The organism is Nostoc foliaceum FACHB-393 (genome assembly GCF_014698505.1).
GTDB lineage: Bacteria > Cyanobacteriota > Cyanobacteriia > Cyanobacteriales > Nostocaceae > Nostoc > Nostoc foliaceum_A.
Genome location: NZ_JACJTD010000001.1, coordinates 289,782 through 304,880, shown reverse-complemented (window position 1 = coordinate 304,880; position 15,099 = coordinate 289,782). Strand labels below are relative to the sequence as shown.

Genomic DNA, 15,099 nt, shown 5'->3' with positions numbered 1-15,099 from the left:
ATGAAGAGTGGTGAGTACAACTAATGATAGAGGAAGGTTGGCAGCATATATATTGATGTCTAATTACTCAATAGTTATGTTCTATATTTTGTTTGTTGCATTAGCATATTCAAATACTGACCATGCATGAAACAATAACATACACGACTTTTTTTTTAACCCTACCTCGACCAATTAAAAATGTTGACAGTAATTATTAATGCTTTTCATGGCATAAAAAATATTTTACCGACAAATAACAGTCAGGTATCAAAAATATATCTGAAGATACATGCTTTTCAGAAAAAAGTTAATAAGATTCGGAATTATTCGCCAAAACAACGTTTAAGAATAGCAATTGAACAACTAGGAGATAATACAAAAGAAACCAACTTAGCTGTAATTAATGATTTAGAGCAAATTGCCCATGACTTTCCACAGTATCACTGGATAATCATCGAGATTCTTACTAATTTTGTCCGGGAGAATGCTCCTTATATACCCCAAGCGAAAATAACCAGCAACCTGCCAACAAAAGTTCGTGTAGATATCCAAGCAGCCCTTACTGTTATCGCCAGAAGAGATGCAAAAAAAGACCCAGAAAATGAGCAACTTGATTTGAGTCACACGGATATGAGAGGAGCAAACCTAAATAGGGCGAACCTAGAACAGACAAATCTTTATCAAACTAATCTGTCTGGGGCTAACCTCACAGAAGCTAATCTCGCGGGAGCAATTCTCAGTGCAGCTAATCTAGAAGGCGCTAACTTATATTTAGCTAACTTAGAAGGGACAATTCTTAGTGCAGCTAACCTAAAAGGAGCTAACCTAAAAGGAGCTAACCTGCATTGTGCAAGCTTATATCTAGCTGGGCTGCATGGAGCAGTTCTCAATGATGCCATACTCGATGGGGCAAACCTCAGAGAAGCTAAATTCTCTGAGTAAAATATTAATCCCGCAAGGTGAAAAAGTAAGCTTTTGAGCGATTTTAAATGATTGTTCAATTTTCGCCCTACTTTAACAGTATATTCGATGTCATTACCTAGTTAAATGGGTTGCATGACACCTATTATAATTTTCTGCTAAGTGCTATACTATTTTTCCGCAACATCTAAGTAATAATTCTAGGTTGTAAGGAAAATCTTTACCATGTCTTCTAAAAAGACAGACGCTCTGTTGAATTGGTTGATAACTATAACAGTTATATTTGGCTTCTCATTGACTGTAATTTTCTTTGTATTGTCCAGTATTAAAGAATTGTCAATTCAAGAAAAAATTCAGTATAGAAACCAAGCATTAACAACTACTGCAATAGTTTTTCTCGCATCGGCAGCAATGTTTAATACTTATTATGCAGCAAAGCGTGCCCAAGCGATGCAGAAAAATGCGATCGCAGCTGAGAAAAACATCGAAATTGGCATTCTGAATGCCAAACTAAATCAAGACAGATTGATTTCAGAACGCTTTATGGGGGCAATTGCCCAGCTTGGGCATGATAAAATTGAAACCCGAACAGGGGCAATTTATGCATTAGAAAGAGTTGCTCAGGATTTTCCTAAAGAACACTGGACAATCATGGAAATCCTCACTGCCTTTGTGCGAGAAAATGCACCTATCCAGCAGGTGAGGGTAGAGCAACAACAGTCGGAATATTCACCAGCACCTTACTCAGGTAGGCGTAGAGGTGGGTCGCGTCCGACACAGCAGTTGGAGCAAAACCTCCATGAAGAATTGCCAGTAATCCGCACTGATATTCAAGCAGCCCTAACTGTCATCGGTAGGCGTAATTTACTCGAAGACCCAAAAAATCAGAAACTTGATTTACGTCATATCAACATCAGACGAGCAGACCTGCTAGGAGTTAATCTGCAACAAGCCGACTTACGTGGTTCTGACCTGAGTGGGGCTGACCTGCGTGGAGCCGATTTGAGTGAAGCGGACTTGAACGGCGCTAAACTCGTTAAGTCTATTCTCTATGAAACTAAATTACCAAAAGCCAGTTTATGTGGAGCAAACCTCTGTTGGGCTAATCTCAACCGCGCTAATCTCTGTGGGGCAAACCTGCGTTCAGCCAACCTCTCTGGAGCAAGTCTGCGTGCAGCTAATTTGCAAGGAGCAAATCTCTATAAAGCTAATTTGCAGCAAGCCACCCTGAAATTAGCCAACCTCTCTGGGGCAAAGCTGTTTTTAGCTAATTTGCAAGGAGCAAAACTCGGTAAAGCTAACCTACACCTAACGGGTTTGATTGGTGCTAACCTTTCTGGGGCTAACTTGAATGGTGCTAACCTTTCTGGGGCTAACTTGAATGCAGCCAAACTCCACCAAACAGAAGTCTATTTTGCCAATCTCTCAGAAGCCAGCTTAACGGAAGCTGACCTGCATCAAGCAAACCTCATCGGAGCCAACCTGTATAGGGCAACCTTTTATCAAGCTAACCTGACTCAGGCAAACCTTATGGGAGCTAACTTCTCAGAAGCTGACCTCAGTGATGTCAAACTGGAAGGGACTATTTTAACAGGGGCTAAAAACTTAGAGTTGCAGCAGATTAGAAAAGCACTTGGCGATCGCACCACTCGTCTACCTGATTATATAGAAGCGCCGACAGATTGGCGACAATCAGGTTAAGTTATCACAGCATCATTAGTTATTTGGGCGCATTCTACCAGTTTCACTTAATGCTATAGTTTTTACCGTAAGTTCTCGTAATAATTATTCTATGTACTCCTAATTAATTCATTAAACCCTCTCTCTTGTTCTTTCCTTTGCGGTAGCCTGCGACAAGCCGCTGCGTGTCTAAATAAAAAAATAAATCGTCCCTTCTTGAAGCCGAAAATCTAGGACAAGAGCAGATTGAAAAGTTAATTGGCGATCGCACAACAATCTTACCGGAAAATCTTCAACCACCCAAACATTGGAAAGCTTAAGTTTCACCCTTTGAACCTCAACGTTAACCTTTTTATAGCGTTTCCCACTCAGATGCGGTACAAGATTATATCGCCAGGTGTAGGGGCACGGCACTGCCGTGCCCCTACGGGTGTACTCACGTAAGCGAGAACCACTATAACGATACAAGGTTAAGCAAAACCCAGCTTACTGCTATACCTTAGAAATATTCCCTAAGCAAGAGATAAAAGATAGGACAGGTGTCCTATCCTAGTCATTCTATGAAAATAGGAAAAGGAGATGCCTGTAACAAAGCGGCTGGAAAGTTTAGATTTAATTCGGGATCTTCGGCAGCAACTCAATCTTTCTCAAAAACAGTTTGCTGCAAAATTAGGGGTTTCATTTAAAACAGTCAATCGTTGGGAAAATAGGCATACAGTGCCTTCACGCATAGCCCTAAAACTAATAGAAGAAATGTTACGCCAGATGGGTGAACCCGGCAAAAGCCTGCTGAACCAGTATTTTCCAGAAGCAGAGTAGAATTATGGCTTATAAGATGAGGGCACCTGAATCTAAAAACACCTTTGCTGGCAGTAGAGAGAAGGGCGCAATCATTCGGGAGCAACTGCTGTACTATCTTATTTCTTTGCTATCCGTTGCCTTAGCACTGGGGGGAACCCTGCTGCTTAATCCATATCTTGCTCCAACACCTGCTGCGCTGTTTTTTGTTGCGGTGATGGTGAGTGCCTGGTACGGTGGCTTGGTTCCGGGGTTACTTGCTACCGTTTTGTCTACTTTGGCAATCAACTACTTCTTTTTTAAGCCACTCTATCCGCAGAATATTACAAATCTAAGTAGATTAGTACCATTAATTGTGTTCATGCTGGCAGCAGGGTTAATCAGTTCGCTCAACGAATCACGCCGCACAGCCCAACGGAAAGCTGAAGCAAGTCTGAAGTCACTACGCGAAAGCGAGGCAAGGTTTGGTCGCTTAACAGAATCCAATATTATCGGGGTAATTGTCGCTGATCTCAATGGCTTAATCATTGAAGCCAATGATACCTTTTTGCAAATGCTCAATTATACCCGCGAGGATTTGCGCTCTGGTCGAATCCGCTGGGGCGAGATCACTCCACTCGAATACATTGAGGTGAGTGAGCGATCAATTCAAGAACTTATGATTACTGGGAGTTGTAAGCCCTTTGAGCAGGAATACATCCGCAAAGACGGCTCTCTAGTCCCCGCCCTACTTGGCTTTGCTAAACAGGGAGATAGGACAATCATTGGTTTTGTGCTTGACTTGAGCGAACAGCAAGCTGCACTACGCGATCGCAAACAAGCCGAAGCAGAAGCCCGGCATCGCACCCGCCAAGCCGAAGAAGCCCAGAGCATCCTGCAAATGCTCTTAGAACACGTCCCAGAGGGAATTACAATTACCGCCGGCCCCCCAGATTTCCCAATTATCGCCAACAGCAAACTCGCTCAAGAGCTTTTGGGTAGACCTAGTGAATCCCTCGTTGGCATGACTTCCAGCTACTACGCCCAGTCCTACGGTCTGTTTCTAGCTGATGGTGTAACGCGTCCCACCCTAGAACAACTACCTTTGTACCGTGCTACACGCTATGGTGAAACAATCCGCGATGAGGAGTGCATCATTGAACGTCCTGATGGAACCCGGATTACAGCCAGCGCTAATGTAGTACCCATTCTGGATTTCCAAGGTCAGATTATCGGTGCAATTAATTGCTGGCGGGATATCACCAACCGCAAGCGCATCGAGGAGGCGCTGCGGCAACGAGAAACAGAACTTCGCTTGATTACAGATACGTTGCCAGTTCTGATTTCCTTTGTAGATTCAGAACAACGGTACCGCTTCAACAACCGAGCTTATGAAGAGTGGTTTGGGCATTCGACGGCAGAAGTTTATGGAAAGCATCTTTGGGATGTTTTGGGTGAATCCGCTTATGAAGTAGTTCGTCCCTATGTGGAACGAGTACTTGCAGGAGAGCAGGTCACTTATGAAACTGAAGTTCCTTATAAAGATGCTGGCACACGCTACATTCATGCTATTTGTGTTCCTCAGTTTAATCAACAGGGAACCATTGAAGGGTATGCGGCGTTGATTACTGACATTAGCGAACAGCAAGCTGCGCTGCGCGATCGCAATCAGGCAGAAGCAGCGTTGCGTGAAAGTGAAGCCCGCTTTCGCCAGATGGCAGATACCGCTCCCGTACTAATCTGGATGTCCGGCACTGACAAACTTTGTAACTACTTTAATAAACCCTGGCTAGATTTTACCGGGCGGACTCTAGAGCAAGAGATGGGCAACGGTTGGGCTGAAGGTGTTCATCCTGATGATTTTCAGCGTTGCTTAGATACATACACCAATGCCTTTGATGCCCGGCAAAAATTTCAAATGGAATATCGCCTCAAACGCAATGATGGCGAATACCGTTGGCTTTTCGATAGTGGTGTGCCTCGGTTTGCACCAACAGGGGAATTTCTCGGCTATATCGGCTCCTCTGTTGATGTCCACGATCGCAATCTGGCACAAGAAACGCTACGTGATAGCGAGGAGCGATACCGAATTTTAACAGAAGTGTCACCGCAGGCTATTTGGATGGGCGATAGCAAAAGTGGTATTACTTATTGTAATCAATACTGGTTTGACTATAGTGGACTGACAATGGAGCAGACTGCTGGGTATGGCTGGATTGATATCATTCACCCTGATGACCGCGAGCGCGTCTTTAAAACTTCAATGCAGGCTCTTGCTAACGCGACAAACTACGAAGTAGAAATTCGCTTCCGTCGAGTTTCTGATGGTAGCTATCGTTGGCATATTGTCCGGGGTTTGCCATTTCGAGATGCAGCCGGAGAGATTATCAAGTGGGTGGGCATCGCCAGCGACATTCACGATCGCAAAGTTGCTGAAGCCGCCCTGCAACAACTAAACGAAATGCTGGAGCAACGGATTCAAGAGCGTACCATTCAACTCGAAGCCGCCAATAAGGAACTCGAATCCTTCTCCTATTCAGTCTCTCACGACTTGCGATCGCCCTTTCGCCACATCATGGGATTTATAGAATTGCTTCAGAAGCGACATAACTCAACAACCTTAGATGAAACGAGTCAGCGCTATTTGAAAATAATTGCAGAAACTGCCAAACAAGCAGGAACATTAATCGATGAGTTGCTCACATTTTCTCGCATGGGGCGCACCGAAATGCGCTACATCGACCTCAATATGGAGCAACTGGTGGAAGAAATAAAACGCGATTTACAAATCCAAACCCCAGGACGCAGAATCAATTGGCACATAGAACCACTGCCAGAAGTGCAAGGTGACCCCTCCATGCTGCGGCTCGTTCTTCGCAACCTCATAGACAATGCCGTAAAATATACGCAGACTCGAAACCCAGCAGAAATTACTGTTGGCAGCACTGACAATGAAAACGAAGTTGTCTTTTTTGTACAAGATAACGGCGTAGGCTTTAATATGCAATATGTTCACAAGCTATTCGGAGTATTTCAACGCCTGCATAGCGACCCACAATTTGAAGGCACAGGTGTTGGATTGGCAAACGTGCAACGGATTATTCATCGGCATAATGGTCGAGTCTGGGCAGAGGCCATAGTTGACAGTGGAGCCACCTTCTATTTTTCACTACCTAAGTTGACGAAGAAGGAGGGCGAATGAAAGAACTCAAGCGAATTCTGCTGATTGAAGACAGTGCCAACGATGCAGAATTAATATTGGCCGCCTTGTCGGAAAATAATCTTGCCAACGAAGTGGTGGTGGTACGTGATGGAGAGGAAGCACTAGATTATCTCTATCGCCGGGGGCTATTCCGGTTGCGGATGGAGGGGCATCCTGTAGTGGTGCTTCTCGATTTGAAACTTCCTAAAATCGATGGACTAGAAGTGTTGGCAGAAATAAAATCTGACCCAATAATGCGAGTGATTCCAGTCGTGGTATTAACTTCTTCCCGTGAGGAGCCAGACTTAGTTCGGTGCTACGAGTTAGGCGTTAATGCCTATGTCGTCAAGCCTCTTGATTACCATGAGTTTGCTGATGCTATCAAAGGTGTGGGACTGTTTTGGGCAGTGATTAATCAGCCACCCCTTGGCGCTCTACCTTCTGTACCTCATCGTCAACAGGAGAGGAACTAATGAATTTCCTCCGTTTCCTGCTTTTGGAAGACAGTCTGTTAGATGCAGAGCTTGTCCAAGTGATATTAACCGAAGGCGGAATTAATTGCGAACTAATCCGAGTTGAAACTGGTGCTGATTTCTTTGCTGCTTTGGAAAGAGAGACTTTTGATTTAATTCTTGCCGATTATGCCCTGCCTTCTTTTGATGGCATTTCTGCTCTGGAAATTGCCCGAAATCGCTCTCCAGAAATTCCTTTTATCTTTGTCTCTGCGGCGTTGGGTGAAGAATTAGCGATCGAAGCCCTGAAGAACGGTGCAACTGATTATGTGTTAAAGCAACGACTAGGGCGGTTAGTTCCCTCAGTGCAACGGGCATTAAGGGAAGCCAAGGAACGCCGGGAGCGCCAGCAAGCAGAGGAGTCGCTACAGAAGAGTGAAGCCAAGTATCGCAGAATTGTTGATACCTCTTATGAGGGAATCTGGATGATTGACTCTCAATCACAAACAGAGTTCGTGAATCAACGGCTCTGTGAGATGTTGGGTTATCCGGCAGAAGAAATGCTGGGTCGTTCTATGTTTGATTTTATCGAACAGATTGATGGAGTATCAGCCCAAGAGAAAGTGGAGTGGCACAAGCGAGAAGGGAGTGATCTTAAAGAAGGTCGATTGAGATGCAAAGATGGTTCGTACATCTGGGCACTGATTTCTGCTAAAGCTATTTTTAGTGAACAAAATGAGTTCTTGGGCGCGATCGCTATGCTAACTGATATCAGCGATCGCAAACGCACCGAATCGGAACGTGATCGCCTTTTGCAACTTGAGCAAAGAGCCAGGGAGGAAGCAGAGGCTGCTAACCGGATAAAAGATGAGTTTTTGGCGGTACTTTCCCATGAATTGCGATCGCCGCTGAATCCGATTCTTGGTTGGGCAAAACTGTTGCAGAGCCGTAAATTTGATGATATATCGCTCAAAAAAGCCCTTGAAACCATTGAACGCAATGCCAAATTACAAGCTCAACTCATTGAAGATTTGTTGGATGTTTCTCGCATTCTCCAAGGTAAACTCAATCTCAACATGATACCAGTCAATCTGGCATCCACCATTGAAGCGGCAATGGAAACAGTGCGTTTAGCAGCAGAGGCTAAAACCATTCAGATTGAGACGACGCTTGATTTGAAGGGGAAAGTTTTGGGTGATTCAGCCCGCTTACAGCAAGTCTTCTGGAACCTTTTATCGAATGCTGTCAAGTTTACATCGGCTGGGGGAAAAGTAAATGTGCAATTGGAGTGCATCGACGCTCATGTACAGATTACCGTCAGCGATACAGGTAAAGGCATTCACCCCGATTTTCTACCTCATGTGTTTGACTATTTCCGTCAGGGTGACGGTACAACAACTAGAAAGTTTGGTGGGCTAGGGTTAGGTTTAGCGATCGCTCGTCACTTAGTTGAGATGCACGGTGGAACGGTTTGGGCCCAAAGTCTTGGCGAGGATCAGGGAGCTATTTTCACAGTTAGGTTACCCCTGCTCAAGGAAAGTGTAACCATCGACGATGACCCGAATGCTGATTCCTCAACTGCCGTTTTTGCCTCTTCTCCCCTGATGGGTATACAAATCCTGATTGTAGATGACAATGCTGATACCCGCGAGTTTTTCAGCTTTGTCTTGGAACAGTTTGGAGCGATCGTCACCGCAGTAGCATCAGGAGATGAAGCTTTACAAGCACTAACACAGTCAAAGCCAGATATCTTACTCAGCGATATTGGGATGCCAGAGATGAACGGCTATATGCTGATAAAACAGGTGCGTGCTCTGGAAGCAGAAGCAGGAGGAAAAAAGATTCCAGCGATCGCTCTGACTGCTTATGCAGGCGAAATCAATCAGCAGCAAGCACTTCAAGCAGGCTTTCAACAGCACATCGTTAAACCTGTAGCACCAGAAGAATTGCTTATGGCGATTTCCAATTTAGTCACTTGTGCTTAGGTGTTTATTATAAATCTGAATCATTATATAAACCTCATTAACACCACAGATTTTAAACTATTCTTTACAGGTAATACAGGCGTTTTCAATTGCGTAAAATAGCTTCGTTTCATGCACAACAATGTTGTGTTACCACCGCAAAACCCGACAGTTCAGGGGATATTTGATAAATAAGGTGTCATAGATTTTATAGATGATCGCTATGAAGTAGATTCAGGTATCTGTCAGGTAGTTCCGTGTTTGTACGCTATCAGATATTTACAGAAGCTCTTAAAATCAACCTAAATTTATTTCCGTAAGGAGTCAAATATGAAGACTTATGACATGTCTTTCATAAAGGCAAATGGACTCACGACTTTGTTGGTATTGATCTCAATTATATTTCTTTTTTCATTAACTCTAATTTTCTCATTCTTTGAAAATATTGAAGGGTTTTCAAATCAAGAAAAACTAGAATATATTAATCAAGCATTAACAACTCTTGCCATAATCATTGGGGGATTGGCATTAATTATTAATGCTTACTATACTTCCAGACTCTCTTTTGGTGAAAATCCGAATGTATTAACCAAATTCCTGGGTGCGACACTAGCTTGGGACAACAACATCGGAACTGGCATTAATAACACCCAAAAAACTCTAGAAGAAATTGTTCCAGAACGTTTTTCTAAAGCAATTGAACAGTTGGGCAATGAAAAAATTGAAACGCGGTTTGCCGCAATTTATGCTTTAGAACGAATTGCCAAGGATTCTCACAAAGACCATTGGACAATTATGGAAATTCTCGCTGCTTTTATCCGCGAAAATGCCCCGGTGAATCCAAAATATGAGGACGAATCACAGAACTCATCAAAACTTCCTACAGATATTCAAACAGCTTTGACTGTCATTGGACGACGTGATTCACATAAAGATCCGGTAAACCAGAAACTAGATTTACGCAATACAGACCTCAGTAATGCAGACTTAACAGACGCTAACCTCTCTAGGGCAATCTTCGTAGGCGCTAACTTGCAATGGGTCAACTTTACCCGAGCAAATCTGTCTGAGGCAGACTTATCAATTACCTATCTTTGTGGGTCAATTTTCTATGAAGCCAACCTGCAAAAAGCAATCCTCCCAGAAGCCAATCTCCAAGGCGTAGTCCTCAGAAAGGCGAACCTTTCCAAGGCAATCCTTTATGATGCCAACTTGGAAGGGGCAATCCTTTGTGATGCCAAATTAGAAGAAGCAATCCTTTGCGGTGCCAACTTAGAAGGAGCAATTCTTTGTGATGCCAACTTGGAAAGAGTAAATTTTGAAGATAGCAACCTCCAAGATGCAAACCTAATTGGCAGTAACTTGCAAAACGCCAAACTTGCTGGAGCCAACTTAGAAGGTGTGTTACTCAGTACAGCCAATCTGCAAGATGCTAACCTCCAAGAAGCTAACCTCTCTAGAGCAAACTTGAACGGCTGTGAAAACCTAGAATTACAGCAGATTGAACAGGCAATTGGCGATCGCACCACAATCTTACCGGAAAATTTTAAGATACCCCAACACTGGAAGTAACAAAAATCTCAGTTTCAGCATCTAAAACTCAATTACACAGTAGGGGCGCACAGCTATAGCTATGTGCCCCTACTGCGTTGAATTTAATACTTAAAACTAAAAAATTGCCAAAAACCTGATAAATATTCTCTATCAGTCTAAATTTTCCGCAATTTAAATCATTAACAATTATGAAACGCCGAGAGGTTCTCAACACAGCTGCGATCGCCACCGCAACTGCTGCTACCCTAGTTTCTTGTAGCCAAACTGGTAAATCCCCTAGTGTGCAAGCAGGGCTACCAAATATCCGTTGGCGCATGGCCACTAGCTGGCCCAAATCTTTGGGTACTTTTATCGGTGCAGAAACAGTTTCTCGGCGAGTTGAGGAAATGACCAATGGACGTTTCCAGATTACGCCCTTTGCCGCCGGAGAGTTAGTACCAGGATTGCAAGTCTTGGATGCTGTACAAGCCGGGACTGTTGAATGCGGTCACACATCTAGTTACTATTACATTGGTAAAAGTCCAGCATTAGCCTTCGCCACCTCCGTACCCTTCGGTTTAAACGCCCAACAGCAAAATGCTTGGCTTTATAACGGTGGTGGATTGGAAGCCATACACAAAATTTATACCAACTTCAACGTGATTAGTTTTCCTGCTGGTAGTACTGGCGCACAGATGGGGGGATGGTTCAAAAAAGAAATTAAGTCTATTTCTGATCTTAAAGGGTTGAAAATGCGAATTCCGGGATTAGGCGGAGAAGTCATGTCCCGCTTAGGGGTGAATGTGCAAGTATTACCTGGAGGCGAAGTTTATTTAGCGCTAGATAGGGGAGCAATTGATGCTGCTGAGTGGGTAGGCCCTTACGATGATGAGAAACTCGGCTTAAATAAAGCCGCCCAATTTTACTATTACCCCGGATGGTGGGAACCAGGGCCAACCTTGGATGTGTTGGTTAACCTAACTGCTTGGAATCGCCTACCCAAAGAATATCAGGAGGTTTTGAAGACAGCGACTATTGAAGCAAACTTGAATATGCTTAGTCAGTATGATTCTTTGAATGGGCAAGCAATGACACGGTTACTGGCTAGTGGTACAAAGCTAGTTCCTTACAGTCAAGATATTATGCAAGCAGCCCAAAAAATATCTTTTGAGTTGTTTGAAGAAAATGCCAGCAAGGATGTGGCTTTTAAACAAGTTTACGAACAGTGGAAAGCGTTTCGACAGCAGATTTTTAATTGGAATCGCGTAAACGAATTAAGTTATGCCAATTTTGTCACGTCTAATAACATCAGGTAATTTATAAAATCTTTGCTTTTCTCTCTGCGTCTGTACGGTGCAAAAGTAATTGATTTAACCGTCGAGGCGCAGAGACCACACAGTAAAGAGAAATCTTTGCCAACAATTTTACCCGTACAGCACTAAGATAGACAGAATTAGGGTTACTTGACACCCGCATTATTCAATATAAATTAATTTATTACAGAAATATTAAATAGGTTTATATAAATTCTTGGAGGTTGCCCGAATTTAATCAACAACTACCCGAATTCAATAAACGACTGCCCAAATTCAATCAACGACTGCCCGAATTCAATCAACAACTGCCCAAATTCAATCAACGACTGCCCGAATTCAATAAACGACTGCCCAAATTTAATAAACGACTGCCCGAATTCAATAAACGACTGCCCAAATTTAATAAACGACTGCCCAAATTCAATCAACAACTGCCCAAATTCAATCAACGACTCCCGCATTTCTCACAAGCTCTGCTATGGCTACGCCCGCCGCAGGCATCGCATTTATCATAACCTTTACCCAGAATATATTTAAGGCGTTTTTGACGGTAATAATTTATGTACAGTGGGAAACGCCAAAAGCCCTTCAAAGTCCCCCTTTTTAAGGGGGATTTAGGGGGATCTTCAACGATTTTGATTTTATACAAAGATGTGTGTACACCGTAGCCGCAAGCAGGGAGGGGTTGGGGTAGGGTGTAATGACTGTGGTTAGCATAACTAATTATGCGGACATGATATCAAGAAGAATTAGAAAAAGCTGTTAAATACGCTTCTGAAACAAGCAGCAAAAAGCGATGACTAATGCTCTACTGGCTAAAAAGTGGTCAGGTGATGCTGAGAGTGATGAAAGAGCGCTAGTTTCCCAAAGAAGGTAAGAAACTGACTATTCCTGGGAAAACAATAAGCAACACCAGCACCAATAGTTGCAACAAAATAAACGGTATTGCACCGCGATATATATCCTTTGTAGTTACTTCCGGTGGTGCGACACCGCGCAGGTAAAACAGGGCAAAACCAAAGGGAGGTGTGAGGAAGGAAGTTTGCAAATTTGCTCCCAAAACTACGCCGTACCAAACTAAGTCAATACCCAAGTTTTGGGCAACTGGTACAAATAAGGGAACGACAATAAAGGCAATCTCGAAAAAGTCGATGAAAAAGCCAAGGATGAATACCACCGCCATGCTGACAACCAAAAAACCGATTTTACCGCCGGGGAGATTGGCGAGAACATCGAACATGAAGCGATCGCCATTTAATCCCCGAAAGACTAAACTAAAAGCTGTGGAACCAAACAGGATAAAAACCACCATGCTGGTGATTCGCAAAGTGGCATCACAAACTTGGCGCAAAGATTCTAAGGTAAGTTTACGGTTAGCAGCCGCAAGTGCGATCGCACCACCACAACCCACTGCACCCGCTTCTGTCGGCGTAGCAATGCCAAAAAATATACTTCCCAGCACCAATAAAATTAGTATCAAAGGTGGTATCATCACCTGAATTACCCGTCTTCCCAAAGCTTTCCCACCAATTTCTCTGACCTCAGCAGGTAAGGCTGGTGCTAAATCTGGCTTCAAAAATGCCACAATTAGCACGTGTAGGGCAAATGCACTTGCCATCATCAAACCAGGAATCACTGAACCGAGGAACAAGTCGCCCACCGACACACCTAACTGATCACCCAGCACTACCAACACCACACTCGGCGGGATAATTTGCCCCAAGGTTCCCGATGCAGCAATCACACCAGTAGCTAATTCTTTGTTGTACCCATAGCGGAGCATAATTGGCAGAGAAATCAAACCCATTGCTACCACTGTCGCCGCTACTACACCAGTTGTAGCTGCAAGCATTGCACCTACCAATATCACAGCTAAAGCCAGTCCGCCACGCAAGCGTCCCAACAAAATCCCCATCGTTTCTAACAGCCTTTCTGCTATCCCAGATTTCTCCAGCATTGCCCCCATAAAGATGAAGTAAGGGATAGCTAATAAGGTATAGTTTGCCATGATACCAAAAATCCGCTGTGGCATGGCGGTAAGAAATACTGGGTCAAATACACCTAAGCTAATTCCTAGGATTCCAAATAAAATTGCCACACCACCTAATGAAAATGCTACCGGATATCCCAGCGACAACAGCACCAAAGCACCAGCAAACATCAGTGGCCCCAACCATTCATAAGCCAATGTCATGATTTTCCTCCTGAGGTTCTATTCTGCTTTGGAGAATTGCCAAGTTTTTGATCGCCTGAGAAATTCCCTGGAAAATCAGCAGCACAAAGCCGACAATAATCATCGCTTTAATGGGGTAACGAGGCAACCCACCAGGATCAGATGAGGCTTCCTTGATTTGCCATGAAGCCACAACGGCATCCCAAGAAAAAATGATTACGATGATGCAGAATGGGATGAGGAAAAATATAGTCCCTAGTAAGTCTGCAAGTGCCTTTCGCCGAGGCGGCCAATTACTGTAAAAAATATCAACACGGACATGTTCGTTATGCTTGAGGGTATAAGCTGCTCCCAATAAGAAAACTAAATCAAAAATATACCATTGAGATTCTATGTAAGCGTTGGAAGTAAAATTATTACCACTAATTCGTCCGAGATATCGCCCGAAAACATTCCACACACCAAGTAGGATCATTACTAGCACCAGCCAACTGCTAAATCGACCAATGCGTTCAGTGCAATTATCAATAATTTTTGATATTCTTAATAATTTTTCCAATGGTTATTTTGCCTCTTAAATTGATGTCAGAGACTTCTCTCGATCCCATAAGAGATACTTAGAGCTTTTTTTGTTCAGAAGTCCCTAAATGTAGTTTACAGCCCGATAGTCAAGATTCTGAGCCTTTCAGTAGAAAATGTTTCTATCTATCTATCTTATTTAACGATTTAAATCCCTTTAACAGGAGTAAAGGTTGGAGTTACTAATAATGCTACTAATAGCCATAGCGTACTGAAGTTCTGGTTAGCAAATGGGTTAACAAACTTAAAAAGCAATTCATAAAAAGGAATTTCAGGAGTTCAATGTATCACTAAATATAATAAAATTATCAAATTTAAATAGATTTTTAGCAATTGCAAATTATTTGTTTTTGATGACAAAAAAACTTTGCTTTTGACTGGATTTACCTCTAATTGTTGGCACTGTTACAACCCGTAATTTTGAAACCGTTTACTATACCTGAGTACTTTCAAAAAAACAAAGTAGTTCGTCAGTAACATAACTCTCTTAATATTCGAGATTGACTTTTTGTTATCCTAT

At 43.1% G+C, this 15,099-nt stretch carries 12 protein-coding genes; 8 read left to right on the top strand and 4 right to left on the bottom strand.

Annotated elements, in window-relative coordinates:
• The first annotated feature begins 180 nt into the window (after positions 1–180).
• Both H6G92_RS01305 and H6G92_RS01300 read left to right on the top strand, forming a co-directional pair.
• Positions 181–924: a pentapeptide repeat-containing protein gene (locus H6G92_RS01305; protein WP_190889931.1), complete on the top strand. Its 744-nt coding sequence runs from the start codon at positions 181–183 to the stop codon at positions 922–924.
• A gap of 204 nt (positions 925–1,128) precedes the next feature.
• On the top strand, positions 1,129–2,604 hold the full coding sequence (locus H6G92_RS01300) for a pentapeptide repeat-containing protein (RefSeq protein WP_190889929.1): 1,476 nt from the start codon (positions 1,129–1,131) through the stop codon (positions 2,602–2,604).
• Positions 2,605–2,772: 168 nt separating this feature from the next.
• Here the strand turns inward: H6G92_RS01300 and H6G92_RS01295 are convergent, their stop codons facing one another.
• On the bottom strand, positions 2,773–2,910 hold the full coding sequence (locus H6G92_RS01295; protein ID WP_190889926.1) for a hypothetical protein: 138 nt from the start codon (positions 2,908–2,910) through the stop codon (positions 2,773–2,775).
• 252 nt (positions 2,911–3,162) lie between these two features.
• Here H6G92_RS01295 and H6G92_RS01290 point away from each other — a divergent pair, with 252 nt between their 5' ends.
• From H6G92_RS01290 to H6G92_RS01265, 6 genes are all read left to right on the top strand, one after another.
• Positions 3,163–3,402, top strand: coding sequence for a helix-turn-helix domain-containing protein (locus H6G92_RS01290; protein WP_190889924.1), 240 nt, complete (start codon positions 3,163–3,165; stop codon positions 3,400–3,402).
• 4 nt (positions 3,403–3,406) lie between these two features.
• Positions 3,407–6,562, top strand: a complete 3,156-nt coding sequence (locus H6G92_RS01285; protein WP_190889921.1) for a PAS domain S-box protein — start codon at positions 3,407–3,409, stop codon at positions 6,560–6,562.
• A complete protein-coding gene (locus H6G92_RS01280; protein WP_190889919.1) occupies positions 6,559–7,035 on the top strand; it encodes a response regulator in 477 nt (158 codons plus the stop codon). The genes H6G92_RS01285 and H6G92_RS01280 overlap by 4 nt, the downstream gene beginning before the upstream one ends.
• A complete protein-coding gene (locus H6G92_RS01275; RefSeq protein ID WP_190889918.1) occupies positions 7,035–8,999 on the top strand; it encodes a hybrid sensor histidine kinase/response regulator in 1,965 nt (654 codons plus the stop codon). Before H6G92_RS01280 ends, H6G92_RS01275 begins: the two co-directional genes overlap by 1 nt.
• A 309-nt stretch (positions 9,000–9,308) precedes the next feature.
• Positions 9,309–10,550: a pentapeptide repeat-containing protein gene (locus tag H6G92_RS01270; protein ID WP_242059023.1), complete on the top strand. Its 1,242-nt coding sequence runs from the start codon at positions 9,309–9,311 to the stop codon at positions 10,548–10,550.
• Positions 10,551–10,720: 170 nt separating this feature from the next.
• Complete coding sequence (locus tag H6G92_RS01265; RefSeq protein WP_190889916.1) at positions 10,721–11,827, top strand: TRAP transporter substrate-binding protein; 1,107 nt, start codon at positions 10,721–10,723, stop codon at positions 11,825–11,827.
• 242 nt (positions 11,828–12,069) lie between these two features.
• Here H6G92_RS01265 and H6G92_RS01260 read toward each other — a convergent pair whose 3' ends face one another.
• The 3 genes from H6G92_RS01260 to H6G92_RS01250 all read right to left on the bottom strand — a co-directional run bounded on the left by H6G92_RS01260 (position 12,070) and on the right by H6G92_RS01250 (position 14,559).
• On the bottom strand, positions 12,070–12,288 hold the full coding sequence (locus H6G92_RS01260) for a hypothetical protein (protein WP_190889915.1): 219 nt from the start codon (positions 12,286–12,288) through the stop codon (positions 12,070–12,072).
• Between the two features lie 395 nt (positions 12,289–12,683).
• Positions 12,684–14,021: a TRAP transporter large permease gene (locus tag H6G92_RS01255; protein WP_190889914.1), complete on the bottom strand. Its 1,338-nt coding sequence runs from the start codon at positions 14,019–14,021 to the stop codon at positions 12,684–12,686.
• A complete protein-coding gene (locus H6G92_RS01250; RefSeq protein ID WP_190889913.1) occupies positions 14,005–14,559 on the bottom strand; it encodes a TRAP transporter small permease subunit in 555 nt (184 codons plus the stop codon). The genes H6G92_RS01255 and H6G92_RS01250 overlap by 17 nt, the downstream gene beginning before the upstream one ends.
• Between the last annotated feature and the right edge of the window lie 540 nt (positions 14,560–15,099).

What these genes read in the sequence shown, in the direction of transcription:
- H6G92_RS01305 (WP_190889931.1), top strand. Translation starts at nt 181, where the DNA reads ATGTTGACAGTAATTATTAATGCTTTTCATGGCATAAAAAATATTTTA.
- H6G92_RS01300 (WP_190889929.1), top strand. Translation starts at nt 1,129, where the DNA reads ATGTCTTCTAAAAAGACAGACGCTCTGTTGAATTGGTTGATAACTATA.
- H6G92_RS01290 (WP_190889924.1), top strand. Translation starts at nt 3,163, where the DNA reads ATGCCTGTAACAAAGCGGCTGGAAAGTTTAGATTTAATTCGGGATCTT.
- H6G92_RS01285 (WP_190889921.1), top strand. Translation starts at nt 3,407, where the DNA reads ATGGCTTATAAGATGAGGGCACCTGAATCTAAAAACACCTTTGCTGGC.
- H6G92_RS01280 (WP_190889919.1), top strand. Translation starts at nt 6,559, where the DNA reads ATGAAAGAACTCAAGCGAATTCTGCTGATTGAAGACAGTGCCAACGAT.
- H6G92_RS01275 (WP_190889918.1), top strand. Translation starts at nt 7,035, where the DNA reads ATGAATTTCCTCCGTTTCCTGCTTTTGGAAGACAGTCTGTTAGATGCA.
- H6G92_RS01270 (WP_242059023.1), top strand. Translation starts at nt 9,309, where the DNA reads ATGAAGACTTATGACATGTCTTTCATAAAGGCAAATGGACTCACGACT.
- H6G92_RS01265 (WP_190889916.1), top strand. Translation starts at nt 10,721, where the DNA reads ATGAAACGCCGAGAGGTTCTCAACACAGCTGCGATCGCCACCGCAACT.
- H6G92_RS01260 (WP_190889915.1), bottom strand. Translation starts at nt 12,288, where the DNA reads ATGCGGGAGTCGTTGATTGAATTTGGGCAGTTGTTGATTGAATTTGGG.
- H6G92_RS01255 (WP_190889914.1), bottom strand. Translation starts at nt 14,021, where the DNA reads ATGACATTGGCTTATGAATGGTTGGGGCCACTGATGTTTGCTGGTGCT.